Source organism: Streptomyces sp. WZ.A104, assembly GCF_002382885.1.
Classification (GTDB): domain Bacteria; phylum Actinomycetota; class Actinomycetes; order Streptomycetales; family Streptomycetaceae; genus Streptomyces.
Window position 1 is genome coordinate 1 of the sequence record NZ_NWVL01000024.1, and the last position, 16,355, is coordinate 16,355.

At 72.1% G+C, this 16,355-nt stretch carries 15 protein-coding genes; 5 read left to right on the forward strand and 10 right to left on the reverse strand.

The annotated features are described in order from the left end of the window. The 3 genes from CIB93_RS15155 to CIB93_RS15165 all read right to left on the reverse strand — a co-directional run. Positions 1-875 (reverse strand): SPFH domain-containing protein (locus tag CIB93_RS15155; RefSeq protein WP_096627349.1); only part of this gene is annotated, 875 nt, incomplete at its 3' end. Positions 876-928: 53 nt separating this feature from the next. Beyond that, a complete protein-coding gene (locus CIB93_RS15160) occupies positions 929-1,723 on the reverse strand; it encodes an SDR family oxidoreductase (RefSeq protein ID WP_096627350.1) in 795 nt (264 codons plus the stop codon). 225 nt (positions 1,724-1,948) lie between these two features. After that, entirely contained in the window at positions 1,949-2,578 is a 630-nt protein-coding gene (locus tag CIB93_RS15165) for a TetR/AcrR family transcriptional regulator (protein WP_096627351.1), read from the reverse strand. A 160-nt stretch (positions 2,579-2,738) separates the two neighbouring features. On the opposite strand from CIB93_RS15165, the gene CIB93_RS15170 reads away from it, so the two are divergent. Together CIB93_RS15170 and CIB93_RS15175 are read left to right on the forward strand one after the other, a co-directional pair. Beyond that, positions 2,739-3,683 (forward strand): phosphatase PAP2 family protein, encoded by a 945-nt coding sequence (locus CIB93_RS15170; protein ID WP_257002203.1) that lies wholly within the window; start codon positions 2,739-2,741, stop codon positions 3,681-3,683. Continuing rightward, positions 3,680-4,696 carry a hypothetical protein gene (locus tag CIB93_RS15175; protein ID WP_096627352.1) on the forward strand — a complete coding sequence of 339 codons (1,017 nt, stop codon included), beginning with the start codon at positions 3,680-3,682 and terminating at the stop codon, positions 4,694-4,696. Before CIB93_RS15170 ends, CIB93_RS15175 begins: the two co-directional genes overlap by 4 nt. A 12-nt stretch (positions 4,697-4,708) precedes the next feature. Here the strand turns inward: CIB93_RS15175 and CIB93_RS15180 are convergent, their stop codons facing one another. Further along, positions 4,709-5,239, reverse strand: a complete 531-nt coding sequence (locus tag CIB93_RS15180) for a PadR family transcriptional regulator (RefSeq protein WP_096627416.1) — start codon at positions 5,237-5,239, stop codon at positions 4,709-4,711. A gap of 93 nt (positions 5,240-5,332) precedes the next feature. Then, complete coding sequence (locus tag CIB93_RS15185) at positions 5,333-7,348, reverse strand: NADPH-dependent 2,4-dienoyl-CoA reductase (protein WP_096627353.1); 2,016 nt, start codon at positions 7,346-7,348, stop codon at positions 5,333-5,335. A 204-nt stretch (positions 7,349-7,552) separates the two neighbouring features. On the opposite strand from CIB93_RS15185, the gene CIB93_RS15190 reads away from it, so the two are divergent. Further along, positions 7,553-8,080, forward strand: coding sequence for a DoxX family protein (locus tag CIB93_RS15190; protein ID WP_096627354.1), 528 nt, complete (start codon positions 7,553-7,555; stop codon positions 8,078-8,080). A gap of 237 nt (positions 8,081-8,317) precedes the next feature. Here CIB93_RS15190 and CIB93_RS15200 read toward each other — a convergent pair whose 3' ends face one another. The 4 genes from CIB93_RS15200 to CIB93_RS15215 form a co-directional block, all read right to left on the reverse strand. Continuing rightward, positions 8,318-10,405: an MMPL family transporter gene (locus CIB93_RS15200; protein ID WP_096627356.1), complete on the reverse strand. Its 2,088-nt coding sequence runs from the start codon at positions 10,403-10,405 to the stop codon at positions 8,318-8,320. A 101-nt stretch (positions 10,406-10,506) separates the two neighbouring features. Next, positions 10,507-11,007 carry a MarR family winged helix-turn-helix transcriptional regulator gene (locus CIB93_RS15205; RefSeq protein ID WP_096627357.1) on the reverse strand — a complete coding sequence of 167 codons (501 nt, stop codon included), beginning with the start codon at positions 11,005-11,007 and terminating at the stop codon, positions 10,507-10,509. A 133-nt stretch (positions 11,008-11,140) separates the two neighbouring features. Next, positions 11,141-11,722: a fasciclin domain-containing protein gene (locus CIB93_RS15210; RefSeq protein ID WP_096627358.1), complete on the reverse strand. Its 582-nt coding sequence runs from the start codon at positions 11,720-11,722 to the stop codon at positions 11,141-11,143. A gap of 169 nt (positions 11,723-11,891) precedes the next feature. Further along, complete coding sequence (locus CIB93_RS15215; RefSeq protein WP_096627359.1) at positions 11,892-12,419, reverse strand: DUF4383 domain-containing protein; 528 nt, start codon at positions 12,417-12,419, stop codon at positions 11,892-11,894. A gap of 130 nt (positions 12,420-12,549) precedes the next feature. Here CIB93_RS15215 and CIB93_RS15220 point away from each other — a divergent pair, with 130 nt between their 5' ends. After that, entirely contained in the window at positions 12,550-13,536 is a 987-nt protein-coding gene (locus CIB93_RS15220; protein ID WP_096627360.1) for a MerR family transcriptional regulator, read from the forward strand. A 34-nt stretch (positions 13,537-13,570) separates the two neighbouring features. Here CIB93_RS15220 and CIB93_RS15225 read toward each other — a convergent pair whose 3' ends face one another. Next, positions 13,571-14,779: a cysteine desulfurase-like protein gene (locus tag CIB93_RS15225; RefSeq protein WP_096627361.1), complete on the reverse strand. Its 1,209-nt coding sequence runs from the start codon at positions 14,777-14,779 to the stop codon at positions 13,571-13,573. Between the two features lie 588 nt (positions 14,780-15,367). On the opposite strand from CIB93_RS15225, the gene CIB93_RS15230 reads away from it, so the two are divergent. Next, positions 15,368-16,312: a sterol desaturase family protein gene (locus CIB93_RS15230; RefSeq protein ID WP_096627362.1), complete on the forward strand. Its 945-nt coding sequence runs from the start codon at positions 15,368-15,370 to the stop codon at positions 16,310-16,312. The last annotated feature ends 43 nt before the right edge of the window (positions 16,313-16,355 follow it).

Consider the following 16,355-nt stretch of genomic DNA (forward strand, 5'->3'; position numbering starts at 1 on the left):
TCGACCTCGCCGTGCACCCGCAGCCAGCGGGCCTGGGCCTCGGCGCGGGCCGCGCCCGTCTCGCGCGCCGCCTCGGCCTCCGCCCGGGCCAGGCGCACGGTGCGGGCCGCCTCGGCCTCGGTCCGTACGCCGTCGGCGGCGGCCTTCTCCTCGGCCTCGCGGCGGGCGTTGGTGCCGCGCTGGTCGACCAACTGCTCCTCGCGCCGGGCCAGTTCGATCTGGCTGGCCAGCTCGTTCTCGGCGATGGCGCGCTCGCGCTCCACGGCTACGGCCCGCCGCTCGTAGGTGGCCCGGTCCGCCTCCTGCTGGATCTGCTCGCGGGCCGGGGTGCGCAGGGCGCGCTCGACCTCGGCCTCGGGGCGGATCGCGACGACGCGCACGGCCACCACGTCGATGCCGGTTGCCGGGAGCCGGGGCTCGGCGGCGAGACCCGTGGCGACCCGTTCGCGTACGGAGGCGACGCCGTCCACCAGGGCGGCGGCCAGCGGGGTCCGGGCCAGCACGTCCAGCGTGTGCTGCTGCGCGGTCTCCGTCAGCAGGGTGGCGATCTGCTCCAGTGGCGTCCCGCGCCAGCTCCCGGTGTCCGGGTCCACGGAGAAGTCGAGCCGGTCCGCGGCCTCGGCCGGATCGCTGATCCGATAGGTGACGGTGGCCTGTACGGTGACGTCCTGGAAGTCGGCCGTACGGGCGTGGAACGCCATGGCCAGCTCCCTGTCGTCCACCGGGACTTCGGAGAGCGCCGCCGACAGTGAGCGGTACCAGAAGCTGAGCCCCCGGCCGTCGTGGGCGAGGCGGCCGCGCTTGTGGTGGCGGATGTGGGCGGTGGGCGCGGAGCGCAGATGACGCCAGCCGAAGCGGCGGGTGATGTCGGCCATGAGGCCCCCCTTTGTTTCGTCAATGCGACGATAAGGGGTCCGCCCCCATATCGTCAAGAGGACGAAAAGGGGTGATCGGTCCGGCTCGCCAGGTGTCTCGCCGGGATTCCGCCGCCGCCGTGCACCGCGAGATCGGCGCCGTTGACGTACGAGGAGAGGTCGCACGCCAGCCACAGGCAGGCGCGGGCCACGTCCTCCGGCTCCGCCAGCCGCCGCATCGGGATCGTCCCGGCGACCGACTCTCCGCCGTCCTCGCCGTACAGTGCGGCGGCGTTCTCGGTGCGGATGAGGCCCGCGGTGATGTGGTTGACCCGGACCTTCGGCGCCCACTCCAGGGCCAGGGCCCGGGAGAGCCCCAGCAGGCCCGCCTTGGCCGCGGAGTAGGCCGCCGTGCCCGGCTGCGGATCGTGGGCGGAGACGCTGCCGATGTTGATCACGCTGCCGCCGGTCGTCTGCTCCCGCATCGCCAGGTTCGCCGCCTGGGCCACGTAGAACGGGGCGAGGAGATTGAGGGCGACCACCTTCTCGACGAAGCGCGGGGAGACGGTCGCCGCGTCGGCGTCGGGGGAGCCGCCCGCGTTGTTCACGAGGACGTCGAGCCGCCCGAACCGCCCGGCCGCCGCGGCGACCAGGTCCGCGGCCGCCCCCGGGTCGCGTACGTCCGCCGCCCGGAACGCCGCCTCGCGCCCGCCCGTCGACGGCAGGGCGGCGGGGTCGGTGCGCCCGCACACCAGGACGTTCGCGCCGCTCGCCAGAAAGGCCCGCGCGATCGCGGCCCCGAGTCCTTTGGTGCCGCCGGTCACGAGCACCGCGCGCCCGGTGAAGTCGATGCGCCGGGACTGGTCCATGGGTCGCCTCCGTGGTTCGCCTTCCGGGCAGAGGGCTCGCCGTAATCTACCAAGCGCTTGTTAGAATCAATAGATGTGTCGGGAGGCGGGTGTGCCGGGAAAGCACGTGCGGCCGGTGGCCTCCGCAGAGGTCACCGGCCGCACGGGCGGTGCGCCGCCCCCGTCCCCACGGTGCGGCGCCTGGTGGACCGGCCCCCATCCGCTGGGACGGGCGGTCCACGTCTGTCAGGACTCCGGCACCCGTGCCGTGAGTCCGAGGCTCGGGAAGATCGCGCTCTCCACGAACCGGGTCAGATACGCCGCGTCGGCGTAGCGCCCCTCCAGTAGCGGCCGGGCGCGCAGCACGCCGAGCAGCTGGGCCGGTACGAACGCGGCGGCCGGCAGGTCCGCGGGGATCTCTCCGCGATCCTGGCCCCGCCGGACCATCGCGTCGATGGCCGCGACCTCCGGCACGATCAGCGCCTCGCGCAGCGCGGACAGCAGCTCCGGGCTCTGGAGTGCGGCATGGCTGAGGGCGTGCATCAGCGGAGTGTCGCCCTCCGAGGCCTTCCCGATCGCCTGTGCGGCCTCCAGCAGGTCCCCGGCCAGCGTCCCGGTGTCGATGTGGGGCAGCCGCATCCGCCGGGTGCCGTGCAGTGCGGCGACGACCAGCTCCGGCTTGGACCCCCACTGCCGGTAGAGCGTCGACTTCCCGCACCGGGTTCGGGCGGCGACCCCCTCCATGGTCAGCGACTCGTAACCGCTCTCCCGCAACAGGTCCAGCACCGCTTCGTACAGCTCCTGCGCCCGCTCCGGTGTGATCTTCGACCGGCGGGAGGTGAGGGCTGACTCCGGTGCGGAATCGGGCGAGGGCATGGGCTGTACCTCCTGCGGCGGTGCGGCGAGGTTCTCGATACGCCAGTGTACCGATACGCGGGTGTACCGATACGCCAACGTATCGGTACACTGGCGTATCGATTCGGCATGGACTGGACCATGCCGTCCTGACACCGCTTCGCATCCAAGGGGGCACCGGGTGACGCACGCCCGCACCGAGCCCACGGACCAGGAGCCGGACATACGTGCCCGACCGCCCCTCGTCCGCGAGTTCCTTCTCGTGGCCGGACTCTTCCTGGCCTACAAACTCGGCCGCCGGGCGGCCAACGGCCATGTCGAGGAAGCGTTCCGCAACGCGGGGAACGTCTGGGACCTTGAACGGACCCTGCGCCTGCCCGGCGAGGGCGCCGTCCAGGACCTGCTGCTGCACAGCCAGACCCTGATCCACGCGGCGAACACGTACTACGCCGCCGTGCACTTCCCGGCCACAGCCCTCTTCCTGGTCTGGCTCTACTGGCGCCGCCCCCGCCACTACCTCTGGTCACGCCGCGTCCTCGCCGCGCTCACCGCCGCCGCGCTCGTGCTGCACCTGCTGTTCCCGCTGGCTCCGCCCCGGATGTTCCCGGCCGCCGGAATGGTCGACACGGGGCAGGTCTACGGCCCGACGGTGTACGGGCAGACGCCCGCGACCGACTCGATGGCGAACCAGTTCGCCGCGATGCCCTCGCTGCACGTGGGCTGGGCGGTCATGGTCGCCGTCGGGCTGATCGCCGCGACCCGCTCCCGGTGGCGCGGGCTGTGGTTGCTGCACCCCGCGCTGACGCTGCTCGTCGTGGTGGGCACCGCGAACCACTACTGGCTCGACGCGATCGTGGCCGTCGCGCTGCTCGCCGTCGCGTTCGCCGTTTTCCGGCTGCCGGTGCCGGGTGGGGCTGTGGTGTCCGGTGGGGGCACGGTGTCGGGTGGACCGGTGGTGTCCGGTGGAGGTGCCGATGCGCCGCCGGCCCTCGGGAGCTCCGCCGGGGCGCCCGACGCACCACCCGCCGCGGAGGCTGCCCCGGTGCGCATCCCCGGTCCCGAGCTCGTCCCTGAGCCCACCCCCCAGCCCGTCCCTGAGCCCGCGCCGACCGGGGCCGCCCGATGAGTGGCACCCTGATCGCCGTCGCCCTGTCCCTCGTCTCCGCCGGTGCCTACGCGGCCGCCGCCGTGGCGCAGTCCCGGCTCGCCGGACGCACCGAACCCTCCGCCGGAGTCCTGCGGCTGCTGGGCCGGGGCGCGTGGTGGTCGGCGGTCGGCCTCAACGCGGCGGGCGCGCTGCTGCATGTCGCCGCACTCAACTACGGGCCGCTCACCCTGGTCCAGCCGCTCGGCGCGCTCACGCTCGTCGTCGCCGTCCCGCTCGGCGCGCGCGCCGCCGGACGCAGGGTCGGCCGCATCGAGTGGCAGGGCACGGTCCTCACCCTGCTCGGCCTCGGCGCGCTGCTCCTGACCGCGGGCGGCTCCGCCCCGCACGACACCCTCACCCTGCCCGAGGCCCTCGGCGTGGGAGCGGCCACCATGGCGGTCGTCGCCGGGCTCAGCCGCCCGGGAGCCCGCCCGGGCCTGCGGCACGCGGCGGCCTCCGGGATCACCTCGGGCGTCGCCTCCGCCCTCACCCAGACCCTCACGGTCGCCGTCACCGACCACTCCGGCGGCCCGCTGTTCAGCTGGCGGCTGCTGACCGTGGCGCTGCTCGTCTCGGCCTTCGCGATGGGCGGTCTGCTGCTGTCCCAGACCGCCTACCGGGGCGGGCTCGGCGCCCCGCTCGCCGTCGTCACCCTCGCCAACCCGGTCGCCGCCGCCGCGATCGGCCTGGCCCTGCTCGGCGAACGGCTCCAGGGTGGCCCGGTCAGCCTGGTCCTGGCGCTGCTCGGTACGGCCGCGGCCGTACGCGGCGTGATCCTCCTGAGCCGGGCCCAGGCGCGCGCCACGGACAGCGTGGCCGAGGTGCGCGTCACGGACAGCCTGGCCCAGGTGCGCGGCACGGAGCCGGAGCGCGCGGCCGATGGGCCTTCCCCGGAAGGGCCGGTCCCTTCGCGGGTGGTCATCGGCAGCCCCCGCCCCGTGGTCGTCGCGGAACCCGTGGCCGTACAGGCGGGCGGCGGACCCCACCCGTGACGGGCGGGACGGTCAGCCGTCCAGGTCCGCGATGGCCCGGGTGAGCCAGCCGATCCAGAACGTCTCCAGGTCGATGCCGCCCCGCAGCACCAGATACCGCAGCCGGCTCTCGTCCGTGGTCGGCGAGGGGGTGAAGTCCCGCTCCTCGATCTCCCGGTACTCCGCCAACTGCCGCTCGTGGAGCGCGAGATGGCGGCGCAGCTCCGCGCCCATCCCGTTCGTCCCGACGACCGCCGCCGCCCGCATCCGCAGCAGCAGCGGATCACGGACCGGGCGCGGGTCCTCGGGCAGCGCCACCCAGGCCGCCAGTTCCTCGCGGCCCGCGGGCAGTACCTCGTACTCCTTCTTCTGCCCCCGGGCCGGCACCGCCGACGGCAGCGCCCTGATCCGCCCGGCCTGCTCCAGTTTCCCCAGCTCGCGATAGATCTGCTGATGGGTCGAGGACCAGAAGTAGCCGAACGACCGGTCGAACCTGCGGGTCAGCTCCAGACCTGAGGAAGGCTTCTCCAGCAGGGCGGTGAGAATCGCGTGCGGCAGTGACATGACGTGCATCCTAAGTACGGGGCTCACAGAGGTGCTGGGCTCCCGGCAGGACGAGGGGTCACGGAGGTACGCGGCTTCCGGCAGGACGCGCGCTCACAGTGCCGCGGCCAGCTCGGTGCCCTGGCGGATCGCCCGCTTCGCGTCCAGCTCGGCCGCCACGTCCGCGCCGCCGATCAGATGGACCTGGCCGCCCGCCGCGCGCAGTTCCTCGTACAGCTCCCGGCGCGGTTCCTGGCCCGCGCAGAGCACGACCGTGTCCACGGGCAGCACCCGCCGCTCGCCGTCGACGGTGAGGTGGAGGCCCTCGTCGTCGATCAGGTCGTAGGAGGCGCCCGCGATCATCTCGACGCCCCGGTGGCGCAGTTCGGTGCGGTGGATCCAGCCCGTCGTCTTGCCGAGCCCCGCGCCGACCTTGGTGGTCTTGCGCTGGATCAGGTGGACGGTGCGCGGCGGCTTGGGGCGCTCGGGGGCGCGCAGGCCCCCGCGCTCCGCGTAGGCCGTGTCCACGCCCCACTGCCGGAAGAACGTGTCGGCGTCCAGGCTCGCAGCCTCGCCGCCGTCGGTGAGGAACTCCGCGACGTCGAAGCCGATGCCGCCCGCGCCCACGATCGCGACCCGGTCACCGACCGGCGCCCCGTCGCGCAGCACGTCCAGATAGCTGACCACACTCGGGTGGTCCGTTCCGGGGATCGCGGGGGTACGGGGCTCGACGCCGGTGGCGAGCACGATCTCGTCGAAGCCGTCCAGCGTTCCGGTGTCCGCCCGGGTGGACAGGCGCACCTCGACGTCCAGCTCGGCCAGTCGCGTACGGAAGTAGCGCAGCGTCTCGTCGAACTCCTCCTTGCCCGGCACCCGGCGGGCCACGTTCAGCTGGCCGCCGATCTCGTCGGCGGTGTCGAACAGTGTGACCGCGTGGCCCCGCTCGGCCGCGGTCACCGAGCACGCGAGGCCCGCCGGACCGGCGCCGACGACAGCGACGCGCTTGCGGGTCCGGGTCGGGCTCAGGACCAGCTCGGTCTCGTGGCAGGCACGCGGATTGACCAGGCAGGAGGTGATCTGGAGGCTGAAGATGTGGTCCAGGCACGCCTGGTTGCACCCGATGCAGGTGTTGATCGCGTCCGCCCGGCCCGCCGCAGCCTTGGCGACGAACTCCGGGTCCGCGAGGAAGGGCCGGGCCATGGAGACCATGTCCGCCCGGCCGGAGGCGAGGATCTCCTCGGCGACCTCGGGGGTGTTGATGCGGTTGCTCGTCACCAGCGGTACGGAGACCGCGCCGCGCACCTTCTCGGTCACCCAGCTGAACGCACCGCGCGGCACGGAGGTGGCGATGGTGGGGATGCGCGCCTCGTGCCAGCCGATGCCGGTGTTGATGATCGTCGCGCCCGCCGCCTCGATCTCCCTGGCGAGCGTCACGACCTCCTCCAGCGTCGAACCGCCCGGCACCAGGTCCAGCATCGAGAGCCGGTAGATGAGGATGAAGTCGCTGCCGACCCGCTCGCGGACCCGGCGCACGATCTCCACGGGGAACCGGATGCGGTTCTCGTACGAGCCGCCCCAGCGGTCGGTGCGGTGGTTGGTCGCGGAGACGATGAACTCGTTGATCAGATAGCCCTCGGAGCCCATGATCTCGACGCCGTCGTATCCGGCGCGCCGCGCCAGCTCCGCCGCCCTGACGAACTCCTCGATGGTCTCCTCGACCTGGTCGTCGGTCAGGGCGTTCGGGGTGAACCCGCTGATCGGGGCCTTGAGGGCGCTCGGGGCGACCAGGTCGGGGTGGTGGGCGTACCGCCCGAAGTGCAGGATCTGCATCGCGATCCGGCCGCCCGCCGCGTGCACCGCCGAGGTGATCTCCCGGTGCTGCTCCGCCTCCGCCTCGGTCGTCATCTTCGCCCCGCCGGGGAAGGAGCAGGCCCGCTCGCTGGGGGCGATGCCACCGGTGACCATGAGGCCGACGCCGCCCCGGGCGCGCTCGGCGTAGAAGGCCGCCATCCGCTCGAAGCCGCGTTCGGCCTCCTCAAGGCCGATGTGCATCGAGCCCATGAGCACCCGGTTGGGGAGCGTGGTGAACCCGAGGTCCAGCGGGCTCAGCAGATTCGGGTACAGGCTCATCCGGGGTCTCCTCCACACGGGGTCGTCGCGTCAGTTGTAGACCACCGCGAGACCCTTATGCAACAAGTTGCACAATGATCTGCGTCGCACCGGGGCCTTGGGGTGACCGGTCCGTGTCCCGTACGGCGTAGTCGGCCGGGCCCGCCCGCCCCCGTCCGGCGAGAGTGGGAGCCGTACCGCAAGCCCCTCACCCCGGGAGTCCCCATGGTCCGCGTAAACCGGCGTGATCTCGGTCTGCTCGCCCTGCGCGTCGGCACCGGCGCGGTGCTCGCCGCCCACGGCAGCCAGAAGCTGGCCGGATGGTTCGGCGGCGGAGGAATCCAGGGCACCACGGCCGCGATGGAGGCGATGGGGTTCCACCCGCCCAAGCACAGCGCTGTGGCCGCCGGTCTCGGGGAGGCGGGCGGCGGCGCACTGCTGGCGCTGGGGCTCGCCACCCCGGCGGCGGGCGCCGCGGCCGCCGGAGCCATGGCCGGTGCGGTCGCCGTGCACGCCCCGGCGGGCTTCTTCGCGCAGGGCGGCGGCTACGAATACCCGGCGTTCCTCGGCTTCACCGCCGCGGCCATCGGCCTGACCGGCCCCGGACGCTACTCGGTGGACCACGCCACCTGTCACGTCTTCGACCGTCCCTGGATGGTCGCACTGGCCTTCGCGGGCAGTGCGGCCGCCGCCGCCGTGGTGGTCGGCAAGCGCGCGAAGGGGCAGTCCGGCCGGACTCAGGAGGAGTCCTGATGAGCACGGACCCCGCCCGGCCTTCCGGCTCCACGACGCCTCCTGGCTCCACGACGCCTCCCGGCTCCGCGACGCCTTCCGGATCTACGCCTCCCGGCTCCGCTTCGCGCACTTCTTCCTTCTGGCGTACGCGCCCGGCCGGTCGGTGATCGTGATCGCCCTGGACCTCTTCGTGATCTGGGCCCCGGCCGCCTACCGGGACCCGGGCCGGGCTCCGGGGGACGCGCGGCGTCGACCCTAGGACGTCTCGCGGCTCAGCGCCCCCGGCCACCACGCCTTCGGGCCGATGTCCCGCACCAGCGCCGGGACGAGGAGCGAGCGTACGACCAGGGTGTCCAGCAGGACGCCGAAGGCCACGATGAACGCGATCTGGAGCAGGAACGCCAGCGGGATCACACCGAGTGCGGCGAAGGTGGCCGCCAGGACGACGCCCGCCGACGTGATGACCCCGCCGGTCGTGGTCAGCCCGCGCAGGATGCCCTCTCTGGTGCCGTGCCGCAGCGACTCCTCCCGGACCCGGGACATCAGGAAGATGTTGTAGTCGACACCCAGGGCGACCAGGAACACGAATCCGTACAGCGGCACCGATGAATCCGTGCCGCTGAAGCCGAACACATGGGTGAAGACCAACGAGGAGATGCCGAGCGTGGCCAGGAAGTTCAGCGCCACCGTCGCCACGAGCAGCACCGGCATGAGCAGTGACCGCAGCAGGAAGACCAGGATCACCAGGATGATCGCCAGCACCACCGGCACGATCAGCATGCGGTCGTTCTCCGCCGTGCGCTGTGTGTCGTACTGCTGAGCGGTGTAGCCGCCGACCAGGGCGTCCGATCCGGGTACCGCGTGGACTTCGGTGCGCAGCGCGGCCACCGTCTCCTTGGCGTTGTCGCTGTCGGCCGCGTCCTTCAGGGTCGCGTCGATGCGGACCCTGCCGTCGACGACGAGGGGTTCGCCGCCCGGCCGTCCGCTCGCACTCACCGGCGCGACCGAGGCCACCCCGTCGGTACGGGTGGCGGCCTCGGTCACCTCGGTCAGCCGGTCGGCCGCCGCGACGATCACCACCGGATTGCCCGAGCCGCCGGGGAAGTGCTCGCTCAGCGTCTCCTGGGCGGTCACGGACGGGGCGTCGTTGACGAAGATCTCGTCCAGGGGGACGCCCTTGGAGGTGAGTGTGGGGGCGAAGGCGGCACAGGCGATCAGGGCCGCCAGGGTGATCGCCCAGACCTTGCGGGGCGCACGGTCGACGAGGGCCGCGACCTTGCGCCAGATGCCGTGGCCGCCGGACGCCTTGTCGTCGGCGGGCCTGGGCTTCGCCGGCCAGTAGGCGGCCCGGCCCAGCAGCACCAGGACGGCGGGCAGGAAGGTGAGAGCGCTCAGGACCGAGCAGACGATGCCGATCGCGCCCACGGGACCGAGGGCCCGGTTGTTGGTGAGGTCGCTGAGCAGCAGCGCGAGCAGACCGGCCGCCACCGTCGCGGCGCTCGCCGTGATCGGGCCGAAGGACTCGCGCAGCGCGATACGCATCGCGGTGAACCGGTCTTCGTGTACGGCGAGTTCCTCCCGGAACCGGGCGGTGAGCAGCAGCGCGTAGTCCGTCGCCGCGCCGATCACCAGGATCGACAGAATGCCCTGCACCTGACCGTCCACGCGCACGATGTCGTGGTCGGCGAGGAAGTAGACGATCGCGCAGGACAGGGCGAGGGCGAACACCGCGCCGATGATGATGACGAAGGGCAGCAGCACACTGCGGTAGACCAGCAGCAGGATGACGAGCACCGTGGTCAGGGCGACCCCGAGCAGCAGCCCGTCGATGCCCGCGAAGGCGTCGGAAAGGTCGGCCTGGCTCGCGGCCGGACCTGCCAGCCGGACCGTCGTACCGGACACGGACGCGCCCGCCTCCTCGATCCTCTCCAGTACGGTCGGCAGCTCGTCCCCGAGGCCGGGGCTCAGCTGCACGATGCCCTGGAGCGCGAGGCCGTCCTCGGAGGGCAGCGCGGGGGAGGGGGTTCCGACGACGCCCTCGCTTCCGGCGAGCGAGGCGAGGGCGCCGGTGGCGGCCTCCCGCTGCCCGTCGTCCACCGGGGCGTCCTTCTCCGCGGAGGTCCAGACGAGGATGGCCGGCAGGGTCTCGTTCTGCTGGAACGCCTTCTGGGCATCGATGACTTGGGTGGACTCGGCGTTCTGCGGCAGAAAGGCCGCCTGGTCGTTGGTGGCGACCTCGCCGAGCTTCCCGGCGTACGGGCCGAGCCCGCCGCCGATGCAGAGCCAGGCGATCAGCAGAACGACGGGGATCAGCCGGCGGACCGACCGTGCAGGGGTGGACATGCCTCTCCCGGGGGTGGAGGTATCTCATCGATGAACAATCTCAATCGTTGAAATACGTTACGCGAGTGCTCGCGAAGACAACCGCAAGGGGGGTGAAGATCTCAGCGACGCGCCGGTGGGACCTCGGCCAGCTCCTCGTTCATGGCGGCGAGGAAGCGCAGGACGGTCGTCAGCTCCGCCTCGCTGAAGCGGGCCCTGGCCCGTGCCGTGGCCTCGGCGAGCGGCATGAAGTAGTCGCGGGCGGCCGTCCGGGCGCTCGCCTCGTAGTACACGTGCACCACCCGGCGGTCGGCGCTCTCCCGGGCCCGCCGGACGTGCCCGGCCCGTTCCAGCCGGTCCAGACATGCCGTCACCGCGCCGGAGGTAAGGCCCAGATGCTCGCGCAGCGCCCCCGGCGTCAGGGGCGACGGGGCGTCGAGGATGGCGGCGAGCGCGCTCACGTCCGTGGGGTGCAGCTGCTGGCTCGCCGCGAAACCGTGGGTCATCCGGTTGATCTCGCCGTTCATCCGGCGCAGCTCGACCGCGAACGCTTGGAGGTCCGCGAGCGGCGCCTCGGATTCCGAGGCGCCACTCCGGGTCGGTCGGTCGTCGGCGCTGGTCACGCCCTCAGCGTATAGAACCCCGGCCCAGCGGCCGTGCCCGGACCGGCACGTGATCCGGCACGCGAACCGTCACGCGATGCGGGCGCGGGGCCGGCGAGGGATCCGCCGTGGGCGGTCGGCGGCGCCCAGGCCGTCACGACGACGGCGGCATGAGCACCGTGTCGACCAGGTTGACCGTGGCGTTGGCCGTCGGCACGTCACCGCAGACGATCTTCGAGGCGTCGTTCACCGTGAACTCGGTGCCGGAGCCCTTCGTGGTGAGGTCGCTCCCCTCCAGTGTCTCGAAGGTGCCGTCCTCCATCTGCTGGGTCGTGATCTTCTCGCCCACCACGTGGTACGTCAGCACCTTGGTGAGCTCGGCCTTGTCGTTGAGGAGCGCCTCCAGATCCGCCTGCGGGATCTTGTCGAAGGCGGCGTTGGTCGGCGCGAACACCGTGATGTCCTTCGCGTTGTTGAGGGTGTCGACCAGGCCTGCCTTCTCCACCGCGCTGACGAGGGTGGAGAGTTCGGGGTTGTTGGACGCGGCGGTTGCGACCGGGTCCTTCGCCATGCCCTCCAGGCTGCCCGCGCCCTCGGCGGGCACGGAGGAGCAGGCGGGTCCGTACGGCTCGGCGGGAGCCGCGGCCTGGGCCTGCGGAGCGAAGAACGCCAGAGAGGCGGGAAAAGCGAGTGCCGCGGCGGCCGCCGCAGTGCGCTGCAGACGGTTGATCGTCATGATGTCTCCTCCGGCGAGTGGGGGTGGTCTTCTCCGTCACCACCACGCTGCCGCGCAACGGTTCGCTTCGCCCGTCGCGTCGTTTCTGCGTCGATCCTTCTCCTGGGCGAACGCCCCCTGTCGCAAGGTCTGAACTCGCACGGCCCGGGGCTCGCACCGCCCGACGCCTTCACCGGCCGAGAGGTCCGCGCGCCGCCGCGCTCCTGCGGGCGGCGGCCTCGGCCTCGCGGTCCGCCTGCTCCGGGTGGCGGTGACGCCAGTACGGGTTGTCGTGCGGCAGGCCGCCGGTCACCCTCCCGTACATCCCGAACGTGAGGATGAGCAGCCCCATGACGAAACTGAAGACCACATTCGGCATGCCGAAGTCCAGGATGTTCGCGGACCGGTCCAGGATGAAGAGGTGCGCGAAGCCGCTCAGCAGGAAGAGCGAGCCGATCGTCATGTTCAGCGTGGACGCGGCGTTGCCGCCCACCGCGGCCCCCGCGATCAGCAGCACGCCGACGACCACCGAGATCAGGCTCAGCAGTCCGTTGGTCGACAGTCCGGCGATGCGGTCGCCACTGGTGTCGAAGAAGCTCAGCCGCTGCGCGAAGCCGAGGATGCCGAAGGCGAGCAGGATGGTGCCGCAGAGGCCCGCACCGATCCGGTACACGGTCGCCAGCCGGTGATCGACGGGGAGTTCGTCACTCAGTTTCATGGCCGTCTCCTTTCACTCCTGTTCCACTCCTGCTGCTCTCGGCCGGTCGTCCTCAGCAGCGCAGTCCTCAGCGAACAGCGCGGCGCGGCACCGGGCAACATGCGTCGCTTTTGCGTCGTATGGTGGATTTATGGACCCAGTGATGAGCCCCGTGACGGACCCGGCGCGCGAGTCGGCGCCGGAAGTCCCGGCCGACGGGGGTCTGACCACCGGCGCGGTGGCCCGTCTCCTGGGCGTCGCGCCGACCACACTGCGCTCGTGGGACCGTCGCTACGGCATCGGCCCGGCTGCGCGGGAGGACGGCAGGCACCGGCGCTGGACCGGGGCGGACATCGCCGCTCTGCGGAACATGTGCCGTCTGACGAGCGCGGGCCTGCCACCGGCCGAGGCCGCCCGCACCGTCCTGGCCGGCACGTCCCGCGACGCGCCCGTGCCACCGTCCGGGCGCGCCTCCAGGGCTTCCGGGCCGCTTGCGCTCGGCAGGGCCCGCCGGGAGTGCCGCGGGCTGGCCCGGGCGGCGGTACGGCTGGACGCGCCGGCCATGGACGAGCTGCTCACGGCGGTGCTGGACCGCTACGGACTGCCGGCCGCGTGGGACGAGGTGATGATGCCGGTGCTGCACGCGGTGGGCCGCAAGTGGGAGACAGAGGGGGAGCGGTACATCGAAGTCGAGCACCTGCTGTCATGGCATGTCTCCGGCGCGCTGCGCGCGTTCGCGGCGGCGCGGCCCCCCGCCCCCGGCGCGGACGTCTCCCTGCTGGCCTGCCTGCCCGGCGAGACCCATACGCTGGCCCTGGAGGCGCTCGCCGCCACCCTCGCCCGACAGGCCCTGCCGGTTCGCATGTTCGGCGCCTCCCTGCCCGCGGGGGCGCTGGAAGAGGCGGTACGGCGCACCGGCCCCGTGGCGGTGGTGCTCTGGGCGCAGTCCCGCAGCACGGCCAGCCGCTCGCTCGTGGCCCGGGTGGGGGCGATCGAGTGGGGCGTACGGGGAGCGCGCAGGCGGCCCGTCGTCCTGGTGGCCGGGCCAGGCTGGACCGGGGAGCTCCCGCCGGAGGTGCGCTGCCCGGCCAGGCTGGCCGACGCGGTGGACGTACTGGCCACGCTCGTCGCGCGGTGACCGTGGCCGTCGTATCTGCCGTACGCGCCCGCCGTCACCGCAGGAAGTCCGACAGCCCCGTCAGAAGTCGTTCCACATCGTCCGTGTCGTTGTACGCGCACAGCCCGACGCGCAGGCCGCCGCTGTCACCGAGCCCCAGGTGGCGCGAGGCCTCCAGGGCGTAGAAGGATCCGGCGGGTGCGTGCACGCCGGAACGGGCGAGGGTGCGGTAGGCGTCCGCCGCGTCCCGGCCCTCGAAGGTGAGCAGCAGGGTGGGGGTGCGGTCCACGGCCCGGGAGTGCACGGTCACCCCGTCCAGTTCGCGCACGGCCTTCTCGATGCTCATCCGCAGAGCCGTCTCGTGGGCGCCGATCGCCGCATAGGCCGACCGCAGCCGTTCGCGACGGCCGACACCGGCACCGGCGTCGGCGCCCAGGCTCGCGAGGAAGTCCACCGCCGCCCGGGTGCCCGCCATCGACTCGTAGGGCAGAGTGCCGAGTTCGAAGCGCTCCGGTACGGCGTCGGTGGACGGCGCCGGCTTGTCCGGGCGCAGGGTGTCGAGCAGTTCGGGCCGGGCGGCGAGCACCCCGTGATGGGGGCCGAAGAACTTGTACGGGGAGCAGACGAAGAAGTCCGCGCCCAGCCGCTCCACATCGACCGTGTGGTGCGCGGTGAGATGGACCCCGTCCACGTACAGCAGCGCGCCGGCCCGGTGGACGAGTCCGGCGATGGCCGGGATGTCGGGCCGGGTGCCGATGAGGTTGGACGCGCCGGTCACCGCGACCAGCCGGGTGCGCTCGGTGATCTGCGCGCCGACGGCCTCCGGGGACAGCTCGCCGGTCGCCGGGTCGAAATCGGCCCACCGCACCACCGCCCCCGCCCGCTCGGCCGCCCGCACCCACGGGCGGATGTTGGCATCGTGATCCAGCCGGCTGACCACCACCTCGTCCCCCGGGTTCCAGGACCCGGCCAGGGTGCGCGAGAAGTCGTAGGTCAGCTGGGTGGCACTGCGGCCGAACACGACCCCGCCCGGGTCCGCGCCCAGCAGATCCGCCATCGCCTGCCGGAACCCGAGGACGATCTCCTCCGCGTTCACCTCCCCGGGCAGGGCCCCGCCCCGGATCGACAGGGGGCGGCTCATGGCCTCGCCGATCGCGGCGATGACGGAGGCGGGGGTCTGGGTGCCGCCCGGTCCGTCGAAGTGCGCCGTACCGGACCGCAGGGCGGGGAACTGTGCGCGCACCGCGCCGACGTCGTACGACAAGGAGACTCCTCGTTTCGCTGAGGTGCTGCCGGGTTGCACTGCCGGGCTTCGCTACCGGTTTCGCTGTCGGATTCCGCTGCCGGGTCCGCCGTGATCATCGCAGGGGGTGCCCCCGGATGGAAGGAGTGGGGCCGCCCGAGGGCGCTTTCGGGTGCGGCTTCTGCGCGGGCGCACCGCTCCCCACCCGAACGCACGCCAGAGCGTGGGGCATCGGGTACCGGCGTACCGGAATACGCCGTCTTTCGGTGTGGCGATGATCCTATGAAGGAATTGCTCGCACAAATGCACTCGCCTCGGTTGTGCGATCCTTCCCGCATTCTCGCCGCGGATAAAGGTGCCGCACAATTTCTGCGAGCCGGTCGTGATTAAAGTCGCGGGAACGGGAAATAGATGATCTGGGCTGATGGGATCGGGGGCATCAGTTCACGCCGCGGCCGAATCTGATCGAGGCCGGGTGTCTGGAAGTCGCCAGCGCGGGGGCCATGGTCGCCACCCGGGGTTCCTGTTCTCGTCAGGCTGCTCTGGCCTGCGCCGATGTGATGCGATGAGTCTCTCTCCCCCGGCACTGTCACTTGTGGAGGGTCACGGATGGACGAGCGCGAACGCTCCGCCGATGGCGAAATCTGTTCGGCCGACTTCTCGGTCGGACGGAAGGGGATGGTCGGCAATTCACCTACGCGGTTCCTTCGCGCTGTCGCCTACCCGATTCTCCTCCTCTCGGTCGTGTCCGTGAGTGCGGCCGCATTGTGGCTGAAATGGGACCCCGCGTGGGTCGGTTCGCTTTTCCTGATCGGGGTCATCGCCTATCTGGCCCTCCTGGAGCGGCTGATTCCCTATGACCGGAACTGGCACCCAGTAAAGGACGAATGGCGCTGGTACGGCATCTACTTCCTGCTCACCATGGCCGGAAGCGGTCTGGCACAACTGCTGGTGGCGCTGGCCGTCGGCCTGATCGCGCCGGAGGAGCCGGCCCGTCACCTCTGGGTCGAGATCCCGGGCGCGCTCCTGGCCGGATCGCTCGTCAGCTACGCGGTGCACCGGCTGGGCCACCGCAGCGCACTGCTCTGGCGGCTGCACGGGGTGCATCACGTGCCGGAGAAGGTCAATGTCGCCAACAACGGCGTCAACCACGTGCTGGACATCGTCCTGGCCCAGAGCCTCGTCCAGCTGACCCTGGCCCTCGTCGGGTTCTCCCGCCCCGCGGTGCTGGTGGTCGGGCTCTTCGTCGCCGCACAGGGCTACTTCGTCCACGCCAATATCGAGGTCCGCATCGGACCGCTCAACCATCTGCTGGCCAGCCCCGAGCAGCACCGACTGCACCACAGCACCGATCTGTCCGAAGCCGGCCACTACGGCTCCGACCTGTCGTGCTGGGACCACCTCTTCGGCAGCTTCACCTGGCATGCCGGCCGCGAACCCGCCGCCGTCGGTCTTCACGACCCCACGGCCTTCCCCGGTACCGGCGAGATCCTCGCCGCCCTGCTGCACCCCTGGCGGCACCGCCGACCCGAACCGGGCCCCCGGCCGAAGTGACCGCCAACCCCCGAGGTTTCACTGTGACTTGAGGAGCCAGCGC